The following is a 22,305-nucleotide window of genomic DNA, read 5'->3' on the forward strand; positions in this document are numbered from 1 at the left end:
TCCGCTGCTCAGGATGCCTTAGCCCCGGTTGGGTACCGTATCGCCTGTTTCCCGACGTGTGTTTCAGACTGGCTCAGGGCGCCAAAGGAAATTTAACGATCTTTAATTCCAAGAAGACCTGCATAAAATCATTTGCCCTCAATGCAAAAAGGCTTTCAAAATCGATGAGGCGGGCTACGCGGATATTCAGAAGCAAGTCCGCGACTGAAGTTGCCCCGGTTTGACGGACACCTTACGCTGTAGAGCAAGGAGTTCAAAATGGGCAATACAAGGCCGCCGTATCCGGCGGAGTTCCGAGAGCAGATGGTGGAGCTGGTGCGATCGGGCAGGACACCAGCAGAATTGGCGCGCGAGTTCGGGGTAACCGCGCAAACCATCGCCAACTGGGTTGGCGCCACTGGGGGCCAAGCGTCGCGGAGCCAGGCGGCAGGTGCGCTCTCCGAGAGCGAACGCGAGGAGCCGGCAAGGCTGCGCCGGCAGTTGCGGCAAGTGCAGATGGAGCGCGACATCCTGGCAAAGGCTACGGCCTGGTTCGCCGCCAAGAGCGACAAGACGTTCACACCGTCTTCGAACTCATGGACGCGAACCTGGCCGACTTCCCCGTTCGAACGATGTGCCGGGTGCTGGGCATGTCCCACAGCGGTTTTTACCACTGACGGTACCGAATGCCAAGCCAGCGCGGTGGACGACCTGGTGGTCACCGAGCGGATCAGGCAGGTGCATGTGGGTTTCCCGTGAGAACTACGGCCGGCCACGGATGCGGGCCGAGTTGGCTGCGCCAGGGTGTCATCCACCACTCGGACCAGGGCAGTCTGGGCTTCCTCGGCATTCATGCCGCCGTACCTGGCTCGCCACTTGTAGAACGTGGGCTCGCTGGACCCGCCCTGCCGGCAGACCTCCTTGACCGCGAAGCCCGCTTCGGCCTGCTTCAGGAAACCAATGATCTACTGCTCCGTGAATCGACTCTTCCTCATGTCCGTCATTCTCCAAGTTGACGGTCCTCATTTCCATTCGGCTGGTGCGGCTATCGGGGAGCACGTCATGGGAGCTCCAGAGCCGTACTTGACAAAGAAGTCTAAGCACATTTGTCGCGATTTTGCGAGCGCGACGTGAGATAGCCCCCTGATTCCCCGGCCCCGTCCTGTCGCTTATCTTTGGAGATAGGAACAGGACTGTGCATATGACTAGACATACGGAGTCAGTAGAGGTAGTGGTGAAGGACCAGCGCCGCAGGCGCTGGTCCCTCGCAGAGAAGGCGGCCCTGGTGCGCCGCACCTATGAACCAGGCATGAGTGTGTCGCTGGTGGCTCGCCAGGAAGGCGTCTCGGCGGGGCTGCTGTTCCAGTGGCGCAAGCTCGAACGCCAGGGGGCCTTGACCGCTGTGTCTGCTGGCGAAGCCGGGGTGCCGGCATCCGAGCTGGCTGCTGCTCGTGCGGAAATCGCCAAGCTCCAGCGCGTGCTCGGTAAGAAGACCCTGGAGAACGAAGTCCTCAAGGAAGCCGTGGAGTACGCAGCCGAAAAAAAGTGGATTGCGCGCTCGCCCTTGTTGCCCGGGGACGACCAGTGAAGACGGTCTGCCGGACGATGGGGCTGGCGCGCTCGCACGTGCGCGACCTGCTCGGGCGCGATGAAGACTGGCGCGATGGCCGCAGGCACCGCACGCCTACGGACGATGCCGCGCTGCTTGGTGAACTGCGCCAGAAGATTGCGCAGTTGCCCAGCTATGGCTATCGACGCGCTTGTGCCTTGGTCAACCGCCAGCGCGCGGCTCAGGGTGGTCCCAGGGTCAATGCCAAGCGCGTCTATCGCGTGATGGCAGCAGCCGGCCTGCTGCTGCCCAAGGCACCGCGCCGACGCCAGTCGGCACGCACGCATGAGGGCCGTGTGGCGGTCTCGCGCAGTGACCTGCGATGGTGCTCCGACGGCCTGGAGATCAAGTGCGACTCGGGTCAGACCGTGACAGCCACCTTCACGAAGGACTGCTGCGACCGGGAGGTCATGGCCTGGCGGGCCTGGGAAGGCAAGGGACTGCCGGGTGAGCCCGTGCGCGAGATGCTCATTGAAGCGGCCGAGCGCCGCTTCGGCGCGGTGGAGGCAGTGCCGGCGGGCCAGGAGCTCGAGTTCCTGAGCGACAACGGTGGGGCTTACATCGCAGCCGAGACGCGAGCGCTGGCCCGCGCACTGGGCCTCAAACCCATCAACACGCCCGTGTGCAGCCCGCAGAGCAACGGCATGGCCGAAAGCTTCGTGAACACCTTCAAGCGCGACTACGTAGCGCGCATGGACCTACGTGACGCAAGGACGGTGCTGGCACAGTTGTCAGCAGCCTTCGAGCACTTCAACGAGGTGCATCCGCACTCGTCGCTGAAAATGCGCTCGCCTCGGGAATTCAGGCGGCAACAGGCCGCCCGGGTGCGGCTGGAGCCATCGATGGACCAGTCGCTTTATTGCGAATAGGACGGGCCGGGAATAAGGGGGCAACATCAGACGCTCTTTAGAGCGGCTAACACCACCGATCCACGAAGCGCGCGCAGATGATCGCTGCCGCCAGTTTCAATAGCGCTTCGTGGATGTCCAGCCGCCTCTCGAATCGGATGCGCAGCTTGCCGAAGCCTGCAAACCATCCGTGCGTTCTCTCCACCACCCACCGATGCCGACCCAGCCGCTCGCTGCTTTCGATGCCTCGTCTGGCAATCCGGCTGGCGATGCCCCGCTGTCTCAGGAAGACACGGCAGCGCTCATAGTCGTAGCCCTTGTCGGCGTGCAGCTTCGATGGCCTGCGACGCGGCTTGCCCTGCAGTCCCCTGACGGCTGGCAGAGCATCGATGCATTTCTCGAACATCATCGAATCGTGCCGATTCGCACCACTGACCAGCACCACCAGCGGAATGCCCCGCGCGTCTACGACGATGTGCCGCTTGGAGCCGAGTTTGCCTCTGTCCGTGGGGTTGGGCCCTGTTTCCTGGCCCCCCGGGGGCTTGGTACCGACGAGCCATCGATGCTTGCCCGGCTCCAATCGATCTGGTCGTGCTCGCGCAGGCGCACCAGCATGGCGTGGTGCAGCTTCTCCCACACCCCGGCAGCGTTCCAGTCGCGCAGCCGCCGCCAGCACGTCATGCCACTGCCAAAACCGAGTTCCTGCGGCAGGTCCTCCCAGGCGATGCCGGTGTGCAGCACGAATAGGATGCCATTGAGTGCGGCTTCATCGCTGACGGTGCGCTTGCGCGCCCCGCCTTTGGCCGAGGGCACGAAGGCCGGGATGAGCGGCTGCAGCTGTCGCCACAGTTCTTTGCTGACGGGTCTTCTTGCCATGAGGGCGCCAAGCATAGCTGCTTCGCGCTGGGCTATGAACAGGTCGTGTTAGCCGCTCTTAGGGCCACCTTACGCGGAGTAGCTCCCTATGGTGGGCCCGAATGTGCTCGGGCACGACCAAGCGCATGTACCAGATGCCATTGGCGCCCCTGGAAAGTGAGTTAAACCCAGACGAGGTGCCTAGCCCGAAAGGCAGGTGTCGGACGCGTCAGAGTCGCTGAGCGTCGCTTTCGGGTTGCCAGTGGAAGCTCCGAACGTTGAGGAAACAGGCTCGGGTGCCAGCGCATCGGAGCCCGGCTGAGTTGTCGCTGGCGGAGATGCAGAACACGTGTAGTTGGACATGGAAGTTGGACGTTTTGGACAAACAACTTCGAAGCCATGCCGCACAAAGAAAAAAGCCCTTGAAATCATTCAAGGGCTTTGTTCATTTGGCGGAGAGGGTGGGATTCGAACCCACGGTAGTGTTGCCACTACGCCTGATTTCGAGTCAGGTACATTCGACCACTCTGCCACCTCTCCTGCATTCGTGTCGAAGCGTGCGATTGTAGCAGGAAGTTTGCAGGGCACAACGCCCAACGCACGCAGCTCGCCCCATCTCCCCAGCACGGGACGACTCAGGCGGCCTTGTACAGATCGTCGAGGCTGCGGAAGCCCTTCATCTCGATGGGATTGCCGAAGGGGTCCATGAAGAACATCGTCCATTGCTCGCCGGGCTGGCCTTCGAAGCGAACCTGGGGCTCCAGCACGAATGCCGTGCCTGCGGCCTTGAGACGGTCCGCCATGGCCTGCCAGTCAGGCAGCTCCAGCACCAGGCCCAGGTGGGGCATCGGCACCAGGACATCGCCCACGTGGCCGGTGCGCGCCGTGGCGAAGGGCTCGCCCAGGTGCAGGGACAGCTGGTGGCCGAAAAAGTCGAAATCGACCCAGGTGTCGGTGCTGCGCCCTTCGGAGCAGCCGAGGACCTGTCCGTAGAAGCGCCGGGCTTCGTCCAGGTCGCGAACGTTGTAGGCCAGGTGGAAGATACTGCGCATGAATGAGTGTGTTGCCGGGGAGCGGGCCAGGATCAGCACCGCATTAGACCACTGGACACCTATGGCGCCCCCCGCCCTCATTCCACCGTCATGACGATCTTGCCCTGGATGTGCCCTCGCCCGGCGCGTTCGTGGGCCTGCCGCACCTGCGACAGTGCGAAGGTGCTGTCGATGGCGACGCGCACCGAGCCCGCATCCAGCAATGCCGCGAGTTCGCCGAGTTGCGCGCCGCTGGAGCGCACCTGGGTGGTGGACACCGTCACGCCCAGCGCCGCCGCCGCGTCGTGCCCGTCGAAGCCGAGCGGGAAGATGGGGAACAATGCGCCGCCGCGGCGAAGCGTGCGCAGGAACCTGCCGGCGCTGGCGCCACCGACGGCATCCACGACCAGGTCCACGTCGTGCAATATTTCCTCCGGCTTCACCTGGGTGTAATCGAGGAACGTCTCGGCGCCCAGCTGGCGCACGAAGGCTTCGTGTTTGCCGGAAGCCACCGCGATGACGCGCGCGCCCTGCCACCTGGCCAGCTGCAGCGCGAAATGGCCGACGCCGCCGGCCGCCCCGTTGACCACGACGGTCTTGCCGCGCAACGGCACCGGCACGTGTTGCGCGGGCTGCAGGGGATTGGTGACATCGTGGCCCAGCGCGATCAGGAACTGCCAGGCCGTCAGCAGCGACATCGGCGCGCCCGCGGCGTGCACATGGTCGATCCCCGCCGGCTTGAGCGCGACCTCGCTGGCGGGCGCGGTGACGTATTGCGCATACGCCTGGCTGCCGCCGGCCAGTCCGCTCGGGAACCGCACCATGGCGTACACGGCGTCGCCTGGCGACAGCCCTTCCACGCCCTCTGCCACCGCCTCGATCACCCCCGAGACGTCCGTGCCCAGGATCAGCGGGAACGCCACCGGGGGGCGCCATTCCGGGGGGAGGAGGCTGTAGCCCTCGCGCAGGTACAGGTCTGGCGGGTTCAAGCCAATCGCGCGTACCCGGATGAGCACCTCGCCCGGCCGCAGCACCGGCAGGGGCGCATCCTCGTAGTGGAGCACGTCGGGGCCGCCGAACGCGTGCTGGCGGACCGCTTTCATGGTGCGGGGCTTTTCTTCGGAACGGTGCATGGCGTATCCTGACAGGAACAGTGCTCCGAATATACGGAGCAGTGATCCACTTGTAAAGGCCCGCATGCGCATCGATGCCCAGAAAAATTACCAACGCCTGTTGCACGTGGCCCGCGAGGCGCTGGCCGAAACCGGTGCAGAGGCTTCACTGCGGGACATCGCCCGGCGCGCCGAGGTCGGCCTGGGAACCTTGTACCGCCACTTCCCCACCCGCGAAGCCCTGCTCGAGGCGCTGCTGCGCAACGACTTCGAGGACCTGGCGACCAGGGCCGATGCCCTGTGCACGGCAGCGGCCCCGGACCAGGCGCTGCTGGCCTGGCTGCGGGAGATCATTGCCTTCACCCATCGCCAGCGTGGTGTCATTGCGCCGATGATGTCCGCCATAGAAGATGAATCCTCTGCGCTGCACGCATCCTGCGTGCGGCTGCGCTCCGCGGGCGCAGCCTTGCTGGCGCGTGCGCAGGCGGATGGGAAGGCACGCGCCGACATGGACGGCGACGAGTTGTTCGACCTGATCGCCGCGCTCGCATGGCTGCGCGACCAGCCATCGCATGCCGGGCGCTCCGAGCGCATGCTCGAAATCGTGAGCGGCGCGATCCTTGCGCAACCCGCGACGCCCCCGACGAGGTCGCCGGCGCGGAAGCCGGGACCGTGAACGCGGTTTACCGCAGGACGTTGTCGCCGCCCAGATACGGCCGCAGCACTTCCGGCACCGCCACGCTGCCGTCGGCCTGCTGGTAGTTCTCCAGCACCGCCACCAGCGTACGGCCCACGGCGAGGCCCGAGCCATTGAGCGTGTGCACGAGTTCGTTCTTGCCCTGGGCGTTCTTGAAGCGCGCCTGCAGGCGGCGGGCCTGGAAGGCCTCGCAGTTGCTCACGGAGCTGATCTCGCGGTAGGTGTTCTGCGCGGGCAGCCACACTTCCAGGTCGTAGGTCTTGGCGGCGCCGAAGCCCATGTCGCCCGTGCAGAGCGACATGACGCGGTACGGCAGGCCGAGCTTGCGCAGCACGGCCTCGGCGTGGCCGGTCATCTCCTCCAGGGCCTCGTAACTGCGGTCCGGGTGGGTGATCTGCACCATCTCGACCTTGTCGAACTGGTGCTGGCGGATCATGCCGCGCGTGTCGCGGCCGTAGCTGCCGGCCTCGGAACGGAAGCACGGCGTGTGGGCCGTGAGGCGGATGGGCAGTTCGGCTTCGGGCACGACCTGGTCGCGCACGAAGTTCGTGAGCGGCACCTCGCTGGTCGGGATCAGGTAGAGCGCCGCGTTGTCGGGCACGGGCTCGCCGTCCTGGCCGCCCTTCTTCGCAGCGAACAGGTCGCCTTCGAACTTGGGTAGCTGGCCCGTGCCGCGCAGCGAATCGGCGTTCACCACGTAGGGCACGTAGCACTCGGTGTAGCCGTGCTCGCGCGTCTGCACATCCAGCATGAACTGCGCGAGCGCGCGGTGCAGGCGGGCGATCGGCCCCTTCATCACGGTGAAGCGCGAGCCCGAGAGCTTCACGCCCATGTCGAAATCCAGGCCCAGCGGCTCACCCAGGTCCACATGGTCCCTGGCCGGGAAGCCGAGCGGCTTCGGGTCCTGGCCATCCGGGCTCCAGCGGCGCACTTCCACGTTGCCGGATTCGTCGCTGCCCACGGGCACGCTCTCGTGCGGCAGGTTGGGCACGGCCACGAGCAGCGTGTGCAGCTCGGCCTGGATCTGCTCAAGGCGCGCGGCAGAGCTCTCCAGCTCGGCCTTCAGGCCGCCGACTTCGGCCATCACGGCATCGGCGTTCTCGCCCCTGGCCTTGAGCTGGCCGACCTGCTTCGAGAGCTGGTTGCGGCGCGACTGCAGCTCCTCGGTGCGCGTCTGCAGCGTCTTGCGCTCGGACTCGAGGGACTGGAAGGCCTCCACCTGGAGGAAAGCCTGGGGCTTCTTGCGGGTTTCCAGCCGCGCGATGGCGGAATCGAGGTCTTTGCGAAGGAGGAGGATGTCGAGCATAGCCGGCGATTTTACGGCCCCTCCCCCGCCCGGCGGGCCCGGGAGCTCAGGCCACGGTGGCCGGGTCGCAGTTGGCACCGCACAGCACCAGGCCCACGGTCTCGTCGGGCCGGGGGCGGTACACGCCGCTCTGCAGGGCCGCGATGCCCAGCGCCGCCGCCGGCTCCACCGCCAGCTTGAGCTCGTGCCACAGCCACTGCTGCGCCGTGCGGATGGCGTCGTCGGACACCAGCAGCGATTCCTGCACATGGCGCTGCGACACCTGCCAGGCGATGTCGCCGATGCGCCTGGCGCCGAGCGAATCGGCGGCGATGCCGCCCACCGCCACGTCCACGGGCATGCCCGCGGCCCGGGCGCTGTGCAGCGTGGGTGCCCCTTCTGGCTCCAGCGCCACGACGCGGGCGCGGCCCTCGCACCAGGCGGCGATGCCGCCGATCAGGCCGCCGCCGCCCACGCTCACGAGCACGCTGTCGGGCAGGCGCCGGGCCTGCTCTTCCATTTCCAGCGCCAGGGTGCCGGCACCGGCCACCACTTCGGGCTGGTCGTAGGCATGGGTGAGCAGCGCACCGGTCTCGCGCTGGCGCTCCAGGCAGGCCTGCAGCGCCTCGGCGTACGTGGGCCCGGCCACGACGACCTGCGCCCCCAGGGCGCGCAGGCGGGCGCGCTTGGCCTCGGGCGACACCTCGGGCACGAACACCTCGCAGCGCGTGCCCAGCGAGCGCGCGGCGGCGGCGGTGGCGATGCCGGCATTGCCGCCGGAGGCCACGATCACGCCGCTGTCCGGCAGCGGCTGGGCCAGCAGGCGGTTCAGCATGCCGCGGGCCTTGAAGCTGCCTCCCACCTGCAGGTGCTCCAGCTTGAGCCAGACCTCCGCGCAGCCCAGGTCGAGCGAACCGCCGGAAAGGCGCATGAGCGGCGTGGTGCGGAGGAAGTCGGGATGGGCGGCCAGGCGCTGCCGCGCGGAGGCAATGGCGGAACGGTCGATCATGAAGCGGACACCAGGAGAAATGCGGTGGAACGGCGCCCCGGGATTCGGAGGCGAAACCTGACAGTGTATGCACACCTTCGGCGCGGGGTGCCGATAACATGGCACGGGCCGCGCGATGCGGCCGGCCTTCAGCAGGAGATGCGTCCCATGTTCTTCGTGTTCGGCCCCTCGGGCCAGATGTACCGCGGCGGCCCCGAGCAGCTGGACCAGGTATCGCCCGTTCGCCGTGTGCAGCGGCCCCAGGCGCTGCGCACGCGCGGGCCCGACGTGTCCGACCGCGAACCGGAACTGCCCGCCCCGGACGCCGCGCCGGCGGCCCCGGTCAACCTGCGGGCCCAGGTGGCCGTGAGCGCCTACGCGCAGACGGAGCAGGGGCCGCAGCAGGCGCGCCAGCCGCTGACCCGCGTGCGGGACGTGATGACCTCCGGCTCCCTCTCCGTGCCGCCCGACGTGCGCGTGAACGACGCCTGGCAGACCCTGGCCGAATACCACGTCGCGCAGGCACCCGTGGTGGATGCGCAGGGACACGTGGTGGGATTGCTGCTGCGCGCCGACATGGCGCCGCTCGACCTGCTGCCCGAGCCCGGCAGCGTGAAGGCCGCGATCGACCTCGCGCGCCGGCCGGTGTCGGAAGTCATGGTGAGCCCCGTGCCCACGGTGGCCCCGAACACGGAACTGCGCCGCGTGGCCGGGGTGCTGCTGAACACAGGCCTGCCCGGGCTGCCGGTGACGGACGAGCACGGCACGCTCGCCGGCTTCATCTCGCGCACCGACATCCTGCGCGCGGTGGCGGCGGATCCGCCGCTCGACCTCTGGAGCTGAAGGCTCAGTCGGCCATCGCCGCGCCCTGGGGCTGCGCGATCTCGACCGAGGGCAGCGGGCTGGCGAGCACCTTGTCGATGGTCTTGCCGTCCATGTCCACCACCTCGAACTGCCAGTCTTCCCACTGCACGGTGTCGGTCACCTTGGGCAGCTTGCCGGTCAGCAGCATCACCATGCCGCTCAGCGTGTGGTAGCGGCCGCGCTCTTCCTCGGGCACGGTGTCCAGGCCCAGGCGGTCCTTGAGCTCCGGCACGGGGATGTGGCCGTCGAGCAGCCAGCTACCGTCCTCGCGCTGCACGGCCCAGGAGGTTTCCGGATCGCGCGCGTGGAATTCGCCGGTGATCGCCTCGATCAGGTCGCGCAGCGTGACGATGCCCTGCACCTCGCCGTACTCGTCGATCACGAAGGCCATCTGCAGGTCGGACTGTCGGAAGTTGTCGAGCAGCTCCATGCCGGTGATGGTCTCGGGCACGTAGAGGGCCGACTGCAGCGGCTGGGCCGCGAGGTCGCGCACGTCCTCGCGCAGCGAGCGCGAGAGCCACTGGCGGGCATTGAGCACGCCCAGCACGTTCTCCATGCCGCCGCGCACCACGGGGAAGCGGCCATGGTCGGAGGATTCGATGCGCTGCAGGTTCTCCTCGAAGGAGTCCTCCACGTCGAGCACCACCACGTCGGCGCGCGGCACCATGAGGGAGCCGATCTGGCGGTCGTCCAGGCGGAACACGTTGCGCACCATCTGGTGCTCGTGGGATTCGATCACGCCCGCGCTCGTGCCTTCGGCCAGCACGGCATGGATCTCGGCCTCGGTCACGGCGCTGGCGGTGTTCTCCTTCACGCCCAGCAGCCGCAGCAGGGCCTGGGTGGACACCGACAGCAGCCGCACGAACGGCTTGGTGGCGAGCGCCAGCCAGTTGATGGGGCGGGCCACCAGGCGGGCGAGCGTCTCGGGGTAGCTCTGGCCCAGGCGCTTGGGCACCAGTTCGCCCACGACGATGGAGAAGTAGGTGATGAAGACCACCACGAGGCCCGTCGCCGTGTAGCCGGCGGCCTTCTCGGGCATGCCCACAGACAGCAGCCACTCGCCGAGCGGCGCTGCGAGGGCGGCCTCGCCGACGATGCCGTTGAGCACGCCGATCGAGGTGATGCCGATCTGGATGGTGGAGAGGAAGCGCGTCGGGTCTTCGCCGAGCTTCATGGCGGCGATGGCGCCGGTATCGCCCTCATCGATCAGCTTCTGCAACCGGGTCTTGCGCGCGGAAACCAGCGCCAGCTCGGACATGGCAAACAGGCCATTGAGAAGGATGAGGGCGAAAAGTATTGCTATTTCCATAGACAGGGAGTGAAGGCTCCCTCGGAGTGAATCGGACTCAAATTGTAAGAAGTCCTACCCCGGATGGGGGATTCAATGCCCGGCGGCGTAGGGATTTGGCCCGGCCGTGGCGTGCGCGCGCCACGGAACGGGCCGTGCAGCAGGCCGGTCAGGGCCGCCCCGCCCCCGTCTCGGGCGTGCGCTGGGAGATCTCCAGGCCGGTGGCCGCGTCGAGCTTCAGGCCCTTGGGCAGCGGGAATTTCACGGTCTCCTCGATGCCGTCCATCCGGCGCAGCGACACCGCACCCAGCGCCCGGATGCGGTCGATCACCTGCTGCACCAGCACCTCGGGGGCCGACGCGCCTGCCGTGAGGCCGACGCGGGCCACGCCCTCGAACCACTCCGGCCGCAGCTCGTCGGCGCTGTCCACCATGTAGGAGGGCGTTCCCAGCCGCACCGCCAGTTCGCGCAGCCGGTTGCTGTTGGAGCTGGTGGGGCTGCCCACCACGATGACGAGATCCACCTGGCCGGACAGCACCTTCACCGCGTCCTGGCGGTTCTGCGTGGCATAGCAGATGTCCTGCTGCTTGGGTTCGCGCACCTGCGGGAAGCGTGCGCGCACGGCAGCGGTGATCTCGGCCGCGTCGTCCACCGACAGCGTGGTCTGCGTGACCACTGCCAGCTTCGCGGTCTGCGCCGGCTGCACGCGGGCCACGTCCTCCACGTCCTCCACGAGGTGGATGCCGTGGTCCAGCTGGCCCATGGTGCCCTCGACCTCCGGGTGGCCCTTGTGGCCGATCATGATGAATTCGTAGCCTTCCTTCGCGAGCTTGGCCACTTCCACGTGCACCTTCGTGACCAGGGGGCAGGTGGCATCGAAGATGCTGAAGCCCCGGGCCTCGGCCTCGGCCTGTACCGCCTTGCTGACGCCGTGCGCGCTGAACACCAGCGTGGCGCCGGGCGGCACCTCGGCCAGGTCTTCGATGAAGATCGCGCCCTTGGCCTTCAGGTCGTTGACCACGTAGGTGTTGTGCACGATCTCGTGGCGCACGTAGATCGGCGCGCCGAACTTCTGCAGCGCCCGCTCGACGATCTCGATCGCGCGGTCAACGCCCGCGCAGAAGCCGCGCGGCTCGGCCAGAACGATTTCCTGGGGTTGGATGGCCATGGCGTCAGAGCACTCCGATGAGCTGCACCTCGAAGGTGACGGGCTGGCCCGCGAGCGGGTGGTTGAAGTCGAAGCGCACCGCGCCGTCGTCCCGCACCTCCAGCACCACGCCGGCATAGCTGCCCGTGCCGTCGGGCGTGGGAAACTGCACCACGTCGCCCAGGGTGTACTGCTCGTCGGGATCGCCCAGCTCGGCCAGCAGCCGGCGCGCCACCCACTGCTGCATCTCGGGGTTGCGCTCGCCGAAGGCCTCGCCGGCCGGCAGCTCGAAGGTGGTGCGGGTGCCTTCCGCCAGGCCGATCAGGCGCTGCTCCATCGCGGGCGAGAGTTCGCCGGCCCCCAGGGACAGCGTGGCCGGCTTGTCGCCGAACGTGTTGATGACATCGCCCGAAGGGCCCGCCAGGCGGTAGTGCAGGGTCAGGAAGGACCCGGGCTGCACGGTGGGCACGGAAGGGAAAGCGTTGGAAATCATGGACAAAAGCGCCTGTCAGCTTGCGGATGGTGTATAAAAACCCAGTATCCATGCCGCCCATCCGCGGTCACGGTGTCTGCCCCGATTGTCCTTCCTTCTGTGCAACCCCATGGCTCTCAAGACTCTGCCCATCGAAGCCCGCCCCCGCGAACGACTGCTGGCGCGCGGCCCCTCCTCCCTCTCCGATACCGAACTCCTCGCCATCCTCCTGCGCACGGGCATCGTGGGCAAGGGCGTGATGCAGATGGCGCAGGAGTTGCTCTCGCCCGCGCTGCCCGACCCGGCCACCGGCGCGCTGCGCGGCGGGTTCGGCGGCATCCGCGGCCTGCTGCAGGCCGATGCCGACGACCTCAAGCGCATCAAGGGCCTGGGGCCCGCCAAGCGCACGTCGCTCGTGGCCGTGCTGGAGCTGGCGCGCCGCATGCTGGTGCAGACGCTGCCCAAGCGCGAGCTGTTCCACTCGCCGCGCGCCGTGCGCGACTACCTGCAGCTGCACCTGGGCGGCAAGCCGCACGAGGTGTTCTCGGTGCTCTTCCTGGACAGCCAGAACGGCCTCATCGCCATGGAGGAAATGTTCCGCGGCACCCTGTCCCAGGCCAGCGTCTATCCGCGCGAGGTGGTGGTGCGCGCGCTGCACCACCACGCCGCCGCCGTGGTGCTGGTGCACAACCACCCCAGCGGCCAGGTGCAGCCGAGTCGCGCGGACGAAACCCTCACCCGGTCGCTGACCGACGCCCTGCGGCTCGTGGACATCCGGGTGCTGGACCACATCATCGTCGCGCCGGGCGCCTCGCTGTCCATGGCGGAAGAAGGCCTGCTCTGACCCCCGCGGCCCCATTCCGCGACCCCGGCCCGGGCCGACCGGCCCGCGCCGCCCGCCTGGCCGCCGCGCTGGCGCTGGGCGCCCTGCTCGCGGCCTGCGCGCCCGCACCGATCGCCCCCCTCGCGCCGCACGGGCCCGGGACACCTCCGGGCGCTGCGCGCCTGCGCTGGATCGGCACCGCGAGCCTTCCGCCCGGCACGGAATTCCTCGGCAGCACGGTGGGGGGTATTTCCGGCATCGACTACGACCCCGTGCACGACCAGTGGGTGCTGCTGAGCGACGACCGCTCCGCGCACCAGCCGGCGCGCTTCTATACCGCTCGCCTGCGCTACCGTGCCGACGCGCTGGAAACGCCCCGGCTCACCGGCGCCGTCACGCTGCGCCAGCCGGGCGGGGAGCCCTTCCCGTCCGCCCTGCAGGCCCGCCGCGGCGGCCCGGCCGCCGGCGAGGTCGTCGATCCCGAGGCCGTGCGCTGGCTGCCCGGCGGCCGAAACCTGCTCTGGACCAGCGAGGGGGATTTCTCGCGGGGGTTCGGGCCGTCGCTGCGCGAAAGCCGCGCCGACGGGTCGGCCGTGCGGGAATTCCCGCTGCCCCCGGGTTTCCAGCCGCAGCCCGGTGGCGGACGCGGCCCCCGCCCCAACCGCACGCTGGAGGGCCTGGCCCTGTCCCCCGACGGCCGCACCGCCTGGCTGGCCATGGAAGGCGCCTGGCGGCAGGATGGCCCGCTGCCCACGCGGCAGGCGCCCGGCGGGCCGCTGCGCATCACGGCCCTCGACATCGCCAGCGGACAGGCGCTGCGGCAGATCGCCTACGTGCCGGACGCCGTGTCCCGCGAACGGCGCATTCCCTGGGGGCCCCGGCTCAACGGCGTGAGCGAGATCCTGGCGGACGGCCCCGGCCACCTGCTGGTGCTGGAGCGTGCCTACAGCGCCGGGGCGGGCTTCTCCGCGCGCCTCTACCGCATCGACACCCGCAGCGCCACCGACACGCTGGCGCTCGAACGTCTGGAACCCGGCAACCACATTCCGGCCGCCAAGACCCTCGTGGCCGACATGCCGGGCCCGGGCCTGGATGCCGTGGACAACCTCGAGGGCATGGCCTGGGGGCCACCCCTGCCCGGCGGCGGCCGCGTGATCGTGTTCGTGAGCGACGACAATTTCAACCCGGCCCAGGCCACGCAATTCATCGCGGCGGAGTACCTGGAACCGGCAGCTTCGCGATGACACAACACCCCTCCCCCCACGACTGGGTCCGGCAGGCAGGCGACATTGAGCGCATCCCCTGCATCGAGGCGTACTTCCAGGGCCACGGCTACGCGCCGCACCGGCACGATACCTATGCCATCGGGCGTACGCTGTCGGGCGTGCAGAGCTTCCGCTACCGCAGCGAGCACCGCCACAGCCTGCCGGGCCAGACGCTCGTGCTGCACCCGGACGAACTGCACGACGGCCACGCGGGCACCGGCGACGGCTTCCGCTACCGCATGGTGTACGTTCCCCCGGCGCTGCTGCAGTCCATGCTGGGCGGCCGGCCGCTGCCGTTCGTTCCCGGCGGCATCACGTCCGACCCGCGGCTGGCGGCCCCCGTCGAGGCGCTGCTGCGCCGCATGGATGCTCCGCTCGACGCCCTGGAAGAAGACGACGCCCTCTTCGACCTGGCCCAGGCGCTGTGCGCGGTGTCTGGGCCGGCCGGCGGGCGCCGCACCTGCGACTGGCAGGCCGCGGAGCGGGCCCGCCACTTCCTGCACGCCCAGCTGCAGTCGCCGCACCCCCTGACGCTGGCGGACCTCGAGCGGGCGAGCGGGCAGGACCGCTGGCGCCTGTCGCGCGATTTCCGGGCGCTCTACGGCACCAGCCCGTACCGCTACCTCGTGCTGCGGCGCCTCGACCTGGCGCGGGGCTTGATCGCCGGGGGCACCCCGCTCGCCGAGGCGGCCGCAGCGGCAGGTTTCCACGACCAGAGCCACATGACGCGGCACTTCGTACAGGCCTTCGGCGTGCCGCCCGCGCGCTGGGTCCGGATGCAGGGCAGGCGCTGAGAACCTGTTTCCGGAATCTGCCAGACAGGTTGCACGATCGTGCAAGACGGCGGATGGAGCGCTGCCTAAGCTGTGGCGCTGTTTCCATCACCTGTCTCACGTCCATGACCCTCTCCACCATTCCCGGCACCGCCAACACCCCGAAGGCGGCTCCTGCCGCCATCGATCTCGCGCACAAGTTTTCTCTCATCGACGCCCTGTGGCAGCCCCGGGTCGTGGCGGAGATGAACGACTACCAGTTCAAGCTCGCCAGGATCGACGGCGATTTCATCTGGCACCAGCACGACGTTACCGACGAAGCCTTCATCGTGGTGCGCGGGCACCTGCGCATCGACCTGCCGGACACGGCCGTACACCTGCGGGCCGGGGACATGTTCGTCGTGCCGCGGGGCACGCCCCACCGCCCCAGCGCGCAGGGCGAGGTCTGGCTGATGCTGGTGGAGCCGCGCGGCGTGGCCAACACGGGCGATGCCGGCGGCGAGCGCACGGCGCCCAACGACATCTGGGTCTAGGAGCCTGGCGGCCCAGGGGCGCAAGCCGGCCCGCACGGCTTTTCCGGTTACTCCGCACGCCGCCGCAGGCCAGCGCGCGGATCGGATACAACCGGCATTCCATGACCGTGAAAGCCCGCTCCCTCCAGGACCTGCAACCGCTGCGCAAGGCGCTGGCCGAGGCCGCCGAGCGCGAGGCCCGGCTGCTGCGCGAGCGGCAGGAGGCCGCGCGCCGCGCACGGGCGGAGCGCATGCTCTTCCAGGATGCGGTCGGCCCGGTGCAGGCCCTGCGCGGCACGCAGGAGCGCCGCTGGCACCTGCCCGAACCGCCCGAGCCGCAGCCCGTGCAGCGCGAGCTCGACGAGGAACGCGTGCTGCGGGAATCGATCAGCGACGAGTTCGACGTGAGCACGCTGCTGGACGTGGACGACCAGCTCAGCTTCCGCCGCCCCGGCATCGGCACCGACGTGACGCACCGCCTGCGCGCCGGGCACTGGAGCATTCAGCGCCAGCTCGACCTGCACGGCCTGCGCACCGACGAGGCGCGCGAGGCCCTGGGTGAATTCATCCGGCTGGCCCACCGCACCGGCCTGCGCTGCGTGCGCGTGGTGCATGGCAAGGGCCTGGGCTCGCCCGGCAGGACACCCGTGCTCAAGGGCCGCGTGCAGCGCTGGCTCGTCCAGAAAAAGGAAGTCCTGGCGTTCGTGCAGGCGCGCCCGGCCGAAGGCGGTGCCGGCGCGCTGGTCGTGCTGCTGCAGCCGGGCCGCCGCCGCACCGCGCCGGCCAGCTAGCCGGCCGGGCTGCCTGCAGGCAGGACCAGGCCGCGCATCTCCAGCCGCACGCCCAGGCCCCGCAGGTCCGCGCTGCGATAGAGCTCCAGCCGGCCGCCGTAGGCCTGGGCGATCTGGCCCGCGATCGCCAGTCCCAGGCCGCTGCCCTGCACCGACTCGTCGAACCGCACGCCGCGCCGGCCTGCGGCCTGCCATTGCTCGGGCGTCATGCCGGGGCCGTCGTCCTCGATGTCCAGGCCCAGGCGGCCGTGGCCGGCGACGGTATCGGCCGACAGCGTGACCCGCACCCGGGAGGCCGCCCACTTGCCGGCGTTGTCCAGCAGGTTGCCCAGCACCTCCTCCAGGTCCGCCCGCTCCCCGCGCCACCGCACCGGGCCCGCGGCGCGGTCCTCCAGCACCCAGTCCAGTTCCTGCGCGGCATGCAGTCGCTGCATCATGCGCAGCACCTGGCCCACGCATTCGCGCACATCGACCGCGGGCGCGCCGGCACCGGGGTGGGCGTGCAGGGCGTCGCTCAGCGTGCGCCCCTGGTAGCGGTCCACCAGCTGTGCCATGGCCTCGACCTGGCGGCGCACTTCGCTGCTGGCCACCTGGGGGTGCGCGCTGGCCTGCGCGCCCAGCAGCGCCAGGGGCTTCTTGAGGGCGTGGTTCAGGTCCACCGCATGGGCCCGCGCGCGCGCCACCACGTGCGCGTTGTGCGCCAGCAGGCCGGCCAGCTCGCTCTGCAGGGGCTGCAGGTCCCTGCCCGTGGGCGCCGCGAGGTGCTCCGCCACATCGGATCCCGCACCCTGCGGCCCGCGCAGCGTGGCGATCAGCGCCTCCAGCCGGCGCAGCGGTGCGAGCCCCACGCGCACCTGCAGCCAGGCCAGCACGCCGGCCAGGGCCAGGAGCACGCAACCGGCCGCCAGCAGGTTGCGGTCGATCTGCCGCACGCTGCGCTGCAGCTGGTCGGCGGGGCCATACACCGTGAGCGCCACCGCGACGGGAGGCTGGCCCAGCGCGATGGGGACGGTGAGCGCCAGCAGGGGCTCCTGCATCGGGCCCGTGGCCGGGTGCAGCACGGCCGATCCCGGCACCGGACCGGGCCCGGCCGGCAGGCTGCCCATGTCCCAGAGCGAGCGGGAACGCAGCACCTCGCTGCCGGCCTCGGCCCGCCAGTACCAGCCGGCATAGATGGCGCTGAATTCGTCCGCCCCGCCCGCGGCCTCGCGCAGTTGCCCCGCCGGGCCCGGCTGCAGCCGCGCGCCCACGCGCTGGGCCTTGTCGCGCAACACCTGCTCGAAGCCCTCCAGCAGACTGCGGTGCATCTGCCCGCGCATCCACAGCCCGCCCGCGGACACCAGCAGCAGCATGGGGATCAGCACCAGCAACGCGATGCGCGTGGCCATGGGCCACTGGGCCACCCGGAGCGCCCATGCGGACATGCCCCGCGCAGGCGGCACCGGAGCGGCCGGTGCCGCGGCTTCCGGCGCATGGCTGGGGCTTGCACCGTCCGTCATGGCCGGCCCCGCCATGCGTCAGCCCGGCGCCCCGGAGGCCACGAGCCGGAAACCCTGGCCGCGCTCGGTCACCAGCTGCGGCGCGGCGCCGAGCTTGCGGCGGATGCGGCCGATCAGCACGTCCAGCGTGTTGGAATCCGGATCGAGGTCGCGCGCGTACACGTGCTCGGCGATGTCGGTGCGCGTAAGCAGCCGACCCGGATGGTGAATGAAATACGCCAGGATCTTGTGCTCCTGCGCGGTGAGTTGCAGCGCCTGTCCGTGCAGCGAGAACCGGCCCTGCACCGCGTCGTATTCCAGCGGGCCCGCGCGCATCACCGCGGCGGCGGCCCCGGCCGCGCGACGCAGCATGGCCCGCAGACGCAGCACCACCTCGTCCATCAGGAACGGCTTGGTCAGGTAGTCGTCGGCCCCCGCATTGAAACCGGCGAGCTTGTCGCTCCAGCGGTTGCGGGCCGTGAGCACCAGCACGGGCCAGCCACAGCCGGCCTCGCGCCAGTCGTGCAGCACGCTCAGCCCGTCCTTGAGCGGCAGGCCCAGGTCGAGCACCGCGGCGCTGTAGGCCTCCACGCTGCCGGCGAAGGACGCGGCCTCTCCGTCGTGCTCCACGTCCACCGCGAAGCCCGCGGCCTCCAGGGCCTCGCGCAGCTGCCGCGCCAGCGCCACGTCGTCTTCCACCACCAGTACACGCATCAGTCGTCGTCCACCTTCTGCCGCGTCACCTCCAGGGTGGCGGCATCCACTTCCAGTTCCAGCTTGAAGCCGTTGGGCTGCTGCAGTTCGACACTGTAGTAGGGGCGCCGGCGGTGGTCGGTCTCCAGCTCCACCTCCAGCACCAGCCCGGAGAATTTCGGCTGCAGCGATTCGAGCATGACCGCCATGGACCTGGGCGGAGGCTGCACGGCGCCGGCTTCTGGCGGGTGCAGCACCTCGCCCGTGCGCACATCCAGCAGCAGCTTCGTCTCGCCGGCGGGCCGCTCGGAAAGCTTGACCTCGTACACCGCCTGCCCCTGGCCGTCGCGCTCGAATTCCGCGTTCACCACGCGGGTTCCGTACTTCTGCTCCAGCTGCCGGATGTAGCGGGCCATCTGCGCCAGCGCAACGGGCTGCGTCGGCCATTCGCGCTCGCGCGCGACCACGGCGCCGGAGGCCGCGTCCACCAGCACCTCGTGCTTCTCGCCCCGGGCGTCGATAACCTTGATCTCGTAGCGGAGCTCACCCTGGCGGCCCCTCTTGGTCTCCACCTCGATGACGCGCCCCCCGTACTTGCGCCCGATGTCCGCAATGATGCTGTTGAGGGGCTTGAGCTGGCCGGCGAGCACGCCGCGCCGCGCGGCGTCCTGCTCGGCGGCGGGCACCTGCGCGCACGCGAGCGCCGCCGCGGCAAGGGCAGCGGCCCGCAGGAAAGCACCGGGTGTCGGTCGTGTCATCGCCCGATTATTGCGGCCCGCGTTAAACGGACCATGAACGGGCGCTTCACGGTGGATTTAGGGACCGCGGCACACACTGCCGCCATCACCTGCCAACCATCGCAACATCGAAAGGAAACACCGTGAACAAGAAAACCCTCGTGACGATCGCCCTCTCCGCCGCAGCCGCCACCGCCCTGCCCTCCATGGCCTGGGCCCTGAGCGCTGCCGAGGCCGTCGATGTGATGGCCCGCAACCAGTATGTCGCGCCGCACGACCTGCAGAAGCAATATGGCTACTGGACGGCCAGCGCCGTCTCCAGCGACGGCGCCCGCGCCACCGTGCTGGTGAAGGATGCCGACGGCAGCTTCACCGCCGTGCGCAAGAGCGACATCGGCGGCGCCCTGCCCGGCGTGGAGCAGGTGACGCAGCGGCTGCGCGCCGCGGGCTACGCCGTCGTCTATGACGTGGAACTGGACGACGGTTTCTGGGAAGCGAAGGCGCGCCAGTCCACCCTGCAGGGCGAGAAGGTGGAATTCGTGCTGCACCCCGCGACGCTGGAGGTGCTGAGCCAGGTGGGCCGCAGCGGCGGCACGCTCAACGGCCAGCCGGTGCTGAGCGCGGACCAGGTCCAGCAGGCCCTGCAGGTGGCGGGATACACCCGCATCCGCGACATCGACTACGACGACGGCTTCTGGGAAGCCGAGGCCACCAACGCCGCCAACCAGCCGGTGGAACTGCGCATCGAGCCCACCACCGGCAAGGTGCTGCGCGAGAAGCTGGACGACTGACGGATGCAGCAAGGCGGTGCCGGCGGCCCCTCGGGGCCCCGCCCGGCACCGCCCGCCGGACACCTGCCGCCCCCGTTGTCTACTTCGACAGGTCGAGCGCGTACTTCGACGTGCCCTTGCCCGAGCCGTCGTCGGCCGCCAGCACGGAGATGTTGGCGAGGCCGGCGGCCTGCGCCACGGACAGGGCATTGGCGCCGGAGCTGAACACCACCGGGCCGGCGGTCTTCACCTTCGTGAAGCGCCAGCTCTTGGCGCTGCCGTTGGCCGTGCGCGTCACCGACGGGTTCTTGCGGATGTAGTCGATCACCACGTCGCGGTTCGCGTCGGGAGACGCCCAGATCGTGCCGGAGCCGTCCAGCTTGTCGATGAAGCTCTTGCCGCTGGTCGCGCGGTAGTTGTTCGTGGCGATCACGAACTCCTGCGCCGGGTCGATCGCCTGGCCCTTGTAGGTCAGGTTCCTGATGCGGCTGCCGGCGGCCTGGGTGACGTCGATCTCGTACTGCACGTCGGCCGTGGTGAACATGTCGAAGTTGTAGCCCGGGAAGGTGCTGATCAGCGCCTGCTCGGATGTCTTCGCCGGGTCGATCTGGTTGAAGCGCTTGGCCGCGGCCTCCAGCCAGTTCTTGATGTCCGCGCCGTTCACCTTCACCGCATAAACGGTGTTCGGGTAGAGGTACAGGTCGGCCGCGTTGAAGATCGCGAGCGGGCCCACGGCCACGTCGGTGTAGTCGGCGCCGCCCTGGAAGCCGGACTTGAAGGGCGCGCTCACCGACAGCACCGGCAGGCTCTTGTACTGCGGCAGGTTGGCCTGGATGTAGGCCGACACGTAGGCCTGCTGCGCCTGGTTCACGATCTGGATCGCGCCCGGATCGCCCACGTCGGCGAACAGCGTGCTCATGCGGAAGTCCGTGCTGCCGATGGGCGTCTTCACATAGCCGATGGTGGCCTGGTGCTGCGTTTCGACCAGCGGCGCGATGCTGCTGTCGGCATCCACGAACACGGCCTTGCCCGCGGCGTCCTTGCCCGTCTGGATGTTGCGCAGCTCGCTCTTCGACGCGCTCCTGTCCACGGTCCAGGCCTTGCCGTCCCACTTCAGCGCGAGGCGGACCACGCCCAGGGCCTTGCCCCAGGAACTGGCCATCACCGCGGGCACGCCATTGATGGTGCCGGCCTTGTTGTCCACGCCCGCCTGGGTGAAGGCCGGCGTGGCTGCCGTGTCGGGGAACACGCTGTGCTGGTGGCCCATCACCATCGCGTCGATGCCCGACACCTTGGACAGGTACAGGCCCGGGTTCTCCATGGTGGAGGTGTACGCACTGGCGTCCAGGCCGCCGTGCAGCAGCGCCACGACCACGTCGGCGCCCTTGGCGCGCAGTTCCGGCACGTATTTGGTGGCGGCCTCGACGGCACCTTCCGTATAGACCTTGCCGTCCAGGTAGCGCTTGTCCCAGTTCATGATGCCGGGGGTGGTGAAGCCGATCACGCCGACCTTGATCGGCAGCTTCACTTCCTTGCCGTCGGTATCGGTGGCCACCACCGTCTTCTCGATCAGCGTGTAGGGCTGGATCAGCGGCTGGCGGGTCTTGCTGCTGTACACGTTGGCCAGCACCGTGGGGTAGCCCGCGCCGGCGCACTTCACGCTCGAATCGACGCCATCGACCTGCATGCCGCCGCCCAGCACCTGGTTCAGGAACGGCAGGCCGTAGTTGAACTCGTGGTTGCCCAGCGTGCCCACGTCGAAGCCCAGGGCGCCCATCGCCTTGTACATCGACAGCTGCTGGTTGCACGGAATGGTCTTCACCACGGCTTCGTAGTCGGCCAGGGCCGTGCCCTGGATGGTGTCGCCGTTGTCCACCAGCAGCGTGTTCGCGAACTCCTTGCGGGCCTGGCGCACCAGGGTGGCCGTGCGCTCGAAGCCGTACGACTTGTCTTCGGCGAGCTTGAAGTAGTCATAGCTGCGCACGTTGAAGTGCAGGTCGGTGGTTTCCAGCACGGCCAGCGTGGCGGTGGCCTGCTTGCTGCTGGTGAAGCTGCCGCCATCGCCGCCGCCACCGCAGGCGGCCAGGAACAGCGAGGGGATCGCGCACAGGGCCACCAGCGGGAACCGGGGCAGTCGCAGGGCAGCGGAAGGGGAATGTGGAGACATGGAGTGGGATGGGTAACGAAAGAAAGCCGCCAGTGTTGGCCGGCCGTGTGACATCGCCATGACTCCATGCCGATGCGGCATGAACCGCCGGCAACTGCAGCCTTCCACATCACTACGTCGA

21 protein-coding genes, 1 tRNA gene and 2 pseudogenes are annotated in these 22,305 nt (G+C 69.1%); 10 read left to right on the plus strand and 14 right to left on the minus strand.

What is annotated here, in order from left to right; all coding sequences use genetic code 11:
• Positions 1–258: 258 nt before the first annotated feature.
• Positions 259–784 (plus strand): annotated as a pseudogene (locus ACAV_RS24210) (transposase); the annotation flags it as partial.
• 28 nt (positions 785–812) lie between these two features.
• On the opposite strand, the pseudogene ACAV_RS24215 reads toward ACAV_RS24210, so the two are convergent.
• Positions 813–944: pseudogene (locus ACAV_RS24215) on the minus strand (transposase); the annotation flags it as partial.
• Positions 945–1,180: 236 nt separating this feature from the next.
• On the opposite strand from ACAV_RS24215, the gene ACAV_RS18335 reads away from it, so the two are divergent.
• Positions 1,181–2,457, plus strand: a protein-coding gene (locus ACAV_RS18335; RefSeq protein WP_085944745.1) for an IS3 family transposase whose coding sequence is annotated in 2 segments (ribosomal slippage) — positions 1,181–1,526 and positions 1,526–2,457 — 1,278 coding nt in all. Because the reading frame shifts where the segments join, the coding sequence is not laid out codon by codon here.
• Positions 2,458–2,503: 46 nt separating this feature from the next.
• Here the strand turns inward: ACAV_RS18335 and ACAV_RS24220 are convergent.
• From ACAV_RS24220 to ACAV_RS18360, 4 genes are all read right to left on the minus strand, one after another.
• Positions 2,504–3,312, minus strand: a protein-coding gene (locus tag ACAV_RS24220) for an IS5 family transposase (RefSeq protein ID WP_167539399.1) whose coding sequence is annotated in 2 segments (ribosomal slippage) — positions 2,504–2,982 and positions 2,982–3,312 — 810 coding nt in all. Because the reading frame shifts where the segments join, the coding sequence is not laid out codon by codon here.
• Between the two features lie 429 nt (positions 3,313–3,741).
• Positions 3,742–3,831: transfer RNA gene (locus tag ACAV_RS18350), tRNA-Ser, on the minus strand.
• A gap of 95 nt (positions 3,832–3,926) precedes the next feature.
• The gene (locus tag ACAV_RS18355) at positions 3,927–4,343 is read right to left on the minus strand and encodes a VOC family protein (RefSeq protein ID WP_041828817.1); all 417 of its coding nucleotides are present in this window, start codon (positions 4,341–4,343) and stop codon (positions 3,927–3,929) included.
• A gap of 77 nt (positions 4,344–4,420) precedes the next feature.
• Entirely contained in the window at positions 4,421–5,455 is a 1,035-nt protein-coding gene (locus ACAV_RS18360) for an NADP-dependent oxidoreductase (RefSeq protein WP_013596077.1), read from the minus strand.
• Positions 5,456–5,519: 64 nt separating this feature from the next.
• On the opposite strand from ACAV_RS18360, the gene ACAV_RS18365 reads away from it, so the two are divergent.
• On the plus strand, positions 5,520–6,110 hold the full coding sequence (locus ACAV_RS18365; RefSeq protein ID WP_013596078.1) for a TetR/AcrR family transcriptional regulator: 591 nt from the start codon (positions 5,520–5,522) through the stop codon (positions 6,108–6,110).
• 7 nt (positions 6,111–6,117) lie between these two features.
• Here the strand turns inward: ACAV_RS18365 and serS are convergent, their stop codons facing one another.
• Positions 6,118–7,437: a serine--tRNA ligase gene (serS, locus tag ACAV_RS18370; RefSeq protein ID WP_013596079.1), complete on the minus strand. Its 1,320-nt coding sequence runs from the start codon at positions 7,435–7,437 to the stop codon at positions 6,118–6,120.
• A 46-nt stretch (positions 7,438–7,483) separates the two neighbouring features.
• On the minus strand, positions 7,484–8,425 hold the full coding sequence (locus tag ACAV_RS18375) for a threonine/serine dehydratase (RefSeq protein ID WP_013596080.1): 942 nt from the start codon (positions 8,423–8,425) through the stop codon (positions 7,484–7,486).
• Positions 8,426–8,572: 147 nt separating this feature from the next.
• Between ACAV_RS18375 and ACAV_RS18380 the strand changes: the two genes are divergently transcribed.
• Positions 8,573–9,247, plus strand: coding sequence for a CBS domain-containing protein (locus ACAV_RS18380; protein ID WP_013596081.1), 675 nt, complete (start codon positions 8,573–8,575; stop codon positions 9,245–9,247).
• A 4-nt stretch (positions 9,248–9,251) separates the two neighbouring features.
• On the opposite strand, the gene ACAV_RS18385 is transcribed toward ACAV_RS18380, so the two are convergent.
• From ACAV_RS18385 to ACAV_RS18395, 3 genes are all read right to left on the minus strand, one after another.
• Complete coding sequence (locus ACAV_RS18385) at positions 9,252–10,577, minus strand: hemolysin family protein (RefSeq protein WP_013596082.1); 1,326 nt, start codon at positions 10,575–10,577, stop codon at positions 9,252–9,254.
• 148 nt (positions 10,578–10,725) lie between these two features.
• Positions 10,726–11,724: a 4-hydroxy-3-methylbut-2-enyl diphosphate reductase gene (gene ispH, locus ACAV_RS18390; RefSeq protein WP_013596083.1), complete on the minus strand. Its 999-nt coding sequence runs from the start codon at positions 11,722–11,724 to the stop codon at positions 10,726–10,728.
• A gap of 4 nt (positions 11,725–11,728) precedes the next feature.
• Entirely contained in the window at positions 11,729–12,196 is a 468-nt protein-coding gene (locus ACAV_RS18395; protein WP_013596084.1) for an FKBP-type peptidyl-prolyl cis-trans isomerase, read from the minus strand.
• 109 nt (positions 12,197–12,305) lie between these two features.
• Between ACAV_RS18395 and radC the strand changes: the two genes are divergently transcribed.
• From radC to ACAV_RS18420, 5 genes are all read left to right on the plus strand, one after another.
• On the plus strand, positions 12,306–13,019 hold the full coding sequence (gene radC, locus ACAV_RS18400) for a RadC family protein (RefSeq protein ID WP_013596085.1): 714 nt from the start codon (positions 12,306–12,308) through the stop codon (positions 13,017–13,019).
• An 83-nt stretch (positions 13,020–13,102) separates the two neighbouring features.
• The gene (locus ACAV_RS18405; RefSeq protein WP_081463163.1) at positions 13,103–14,242 is read left to right on the plus strand and encodes an esterase-like activity of phytase family protein; all 1,140 of its coding nucleotides are present in this window, start codon (positions 13,103–13,105) and stop codon (positions 14,240–14,242) included.
• Complete coding sequence (locus tag ACAV_RS18410) at positions 14,239–15,057, plus strand: AraC family transcriptional regulator (RefSeq protein ID WP_013596087.1); 819 nt, start codon at positions 14,239–14,241, stop codon at positions 15,055–15,057. The genes ACAV_RS18405 and ACAV_RS18410 overlap by 4 nt, the downstream gene beginning before the upstream one ends.
• Positions 15,058–15,161: 104 nt before the next feature.
• Entirely contained in the window at positions 15,162–15,569 is a 408-nt protein-coding gene (locus tag ACAV_RS18415) for a cupin domain-containing protein (protein ID WP_013596088.1), read from the plus strand.
• 101 nt (positions 15,570–15,670) lie between these two features.
• Positions 15,671–16,339 carry a Smr/MutS family protein gene (locus ACAV_RS18420; RefSeq protein ID WP_013596089.1) on the plus strand — a complete coding sequence of 223 codons (669 nt, stop codon included), beginning with the start codon at positions 15,671–15,673 and terminating at the stop codon, positions 16,337–16,339.
• On the opposite strand, the gene ACAV_RS18425 is transcribed toward ACAV_RS18420, so the two are convergent.
• Genes ACAV_RS18425 through ACAV_RS18435 form a run of 3 tightly spaced genes read right to left on the minus strand, consistent with a single transcriptional unit; the run spans position 16,336 to position 19,268 of the window.
• Positions 16,336–17,838, minus strand: coding sequence for a sensor histidine kinase (locus ACAV_RS18425; protein ID WP_157768790.1), 1,503 nt, complete (start codon positions 17,836–17,838; stop codon positions 16,336–16,338). The genes ACAV_RS18420 and ACAV_RS18425 overlap by 4 nt on opposite strands.
• A gap of 18 nt (positions 17,839–17,856) precedes the next feature.
• On the minus strand, positions 17,857–18,531 hold the full coding sequence (locus ACAV_RS18430; protein ID WP_013596091.1) for a response regulator transcription factor: 675 nt from the start codon (positions 18,529–18,531) through the stop codon (positions 17,857–17,859).
• On the minus strand, positions 18,531–19,268 hold the full coding sequence (locus tag ACAV_RS18435; protein WP_013596092.1) for a PepSY domain-containing protein: 738 nt from the start codon (positions 19,266–19,268) through the stop codon (positions 18,531–18,533). Before ACAV_RS18435 ends, ACAV_RS18430 begins: the two co-directional genes overlap by 1 nt.
• Positions 19,269–19,390: 122 nt before the next feature.
• On the opposite strand from ACAV_RS18435, the gene ACAV_RS18440 reads away from it, so the two are divergent.
• Positions 19,391–20,038 (plus strand): PepSY domain-containing protein, encoded by a 648-nt coding sequence (locus ACAV_RS18440; RefSeq protein ID WP_013596093.1) that lies wholly within the window; start codon positions 19,391–19,393, stop codon positions 20,036–20,038.
• A 79-nt stretch (positions 20,039–20,117) separates the two neighbouring features.
• On the opposite strand, the gene ACAV_RS18445 is transcribed toward ACAV_RS18440, so the two are convergent.
• Entirely contained in the window at positions 20,118–22,184 is a 2,067-nt protein-coding gene (locus ACAV_RS18445) for a bifunctional 2',3'-cyclic-nucleotide 2'-phosphodiesterase/3'-nucleotidase (protein WP_013596094.1), read from the minus strand.
• Between the last annotated feature and the right edge of the window lie 121 nt (positions 22,185–22,305).

This window comes from Paracidovorax avenae ATCC 19860, from assembly GCF_000176855.2.
Lineage (GTDB): Bacteria > Pseudomonadota > Gammaproteobacteria > Burkholderiales > Burkholderiaceae_C > Paracidovorax > Paracidovorax avenae.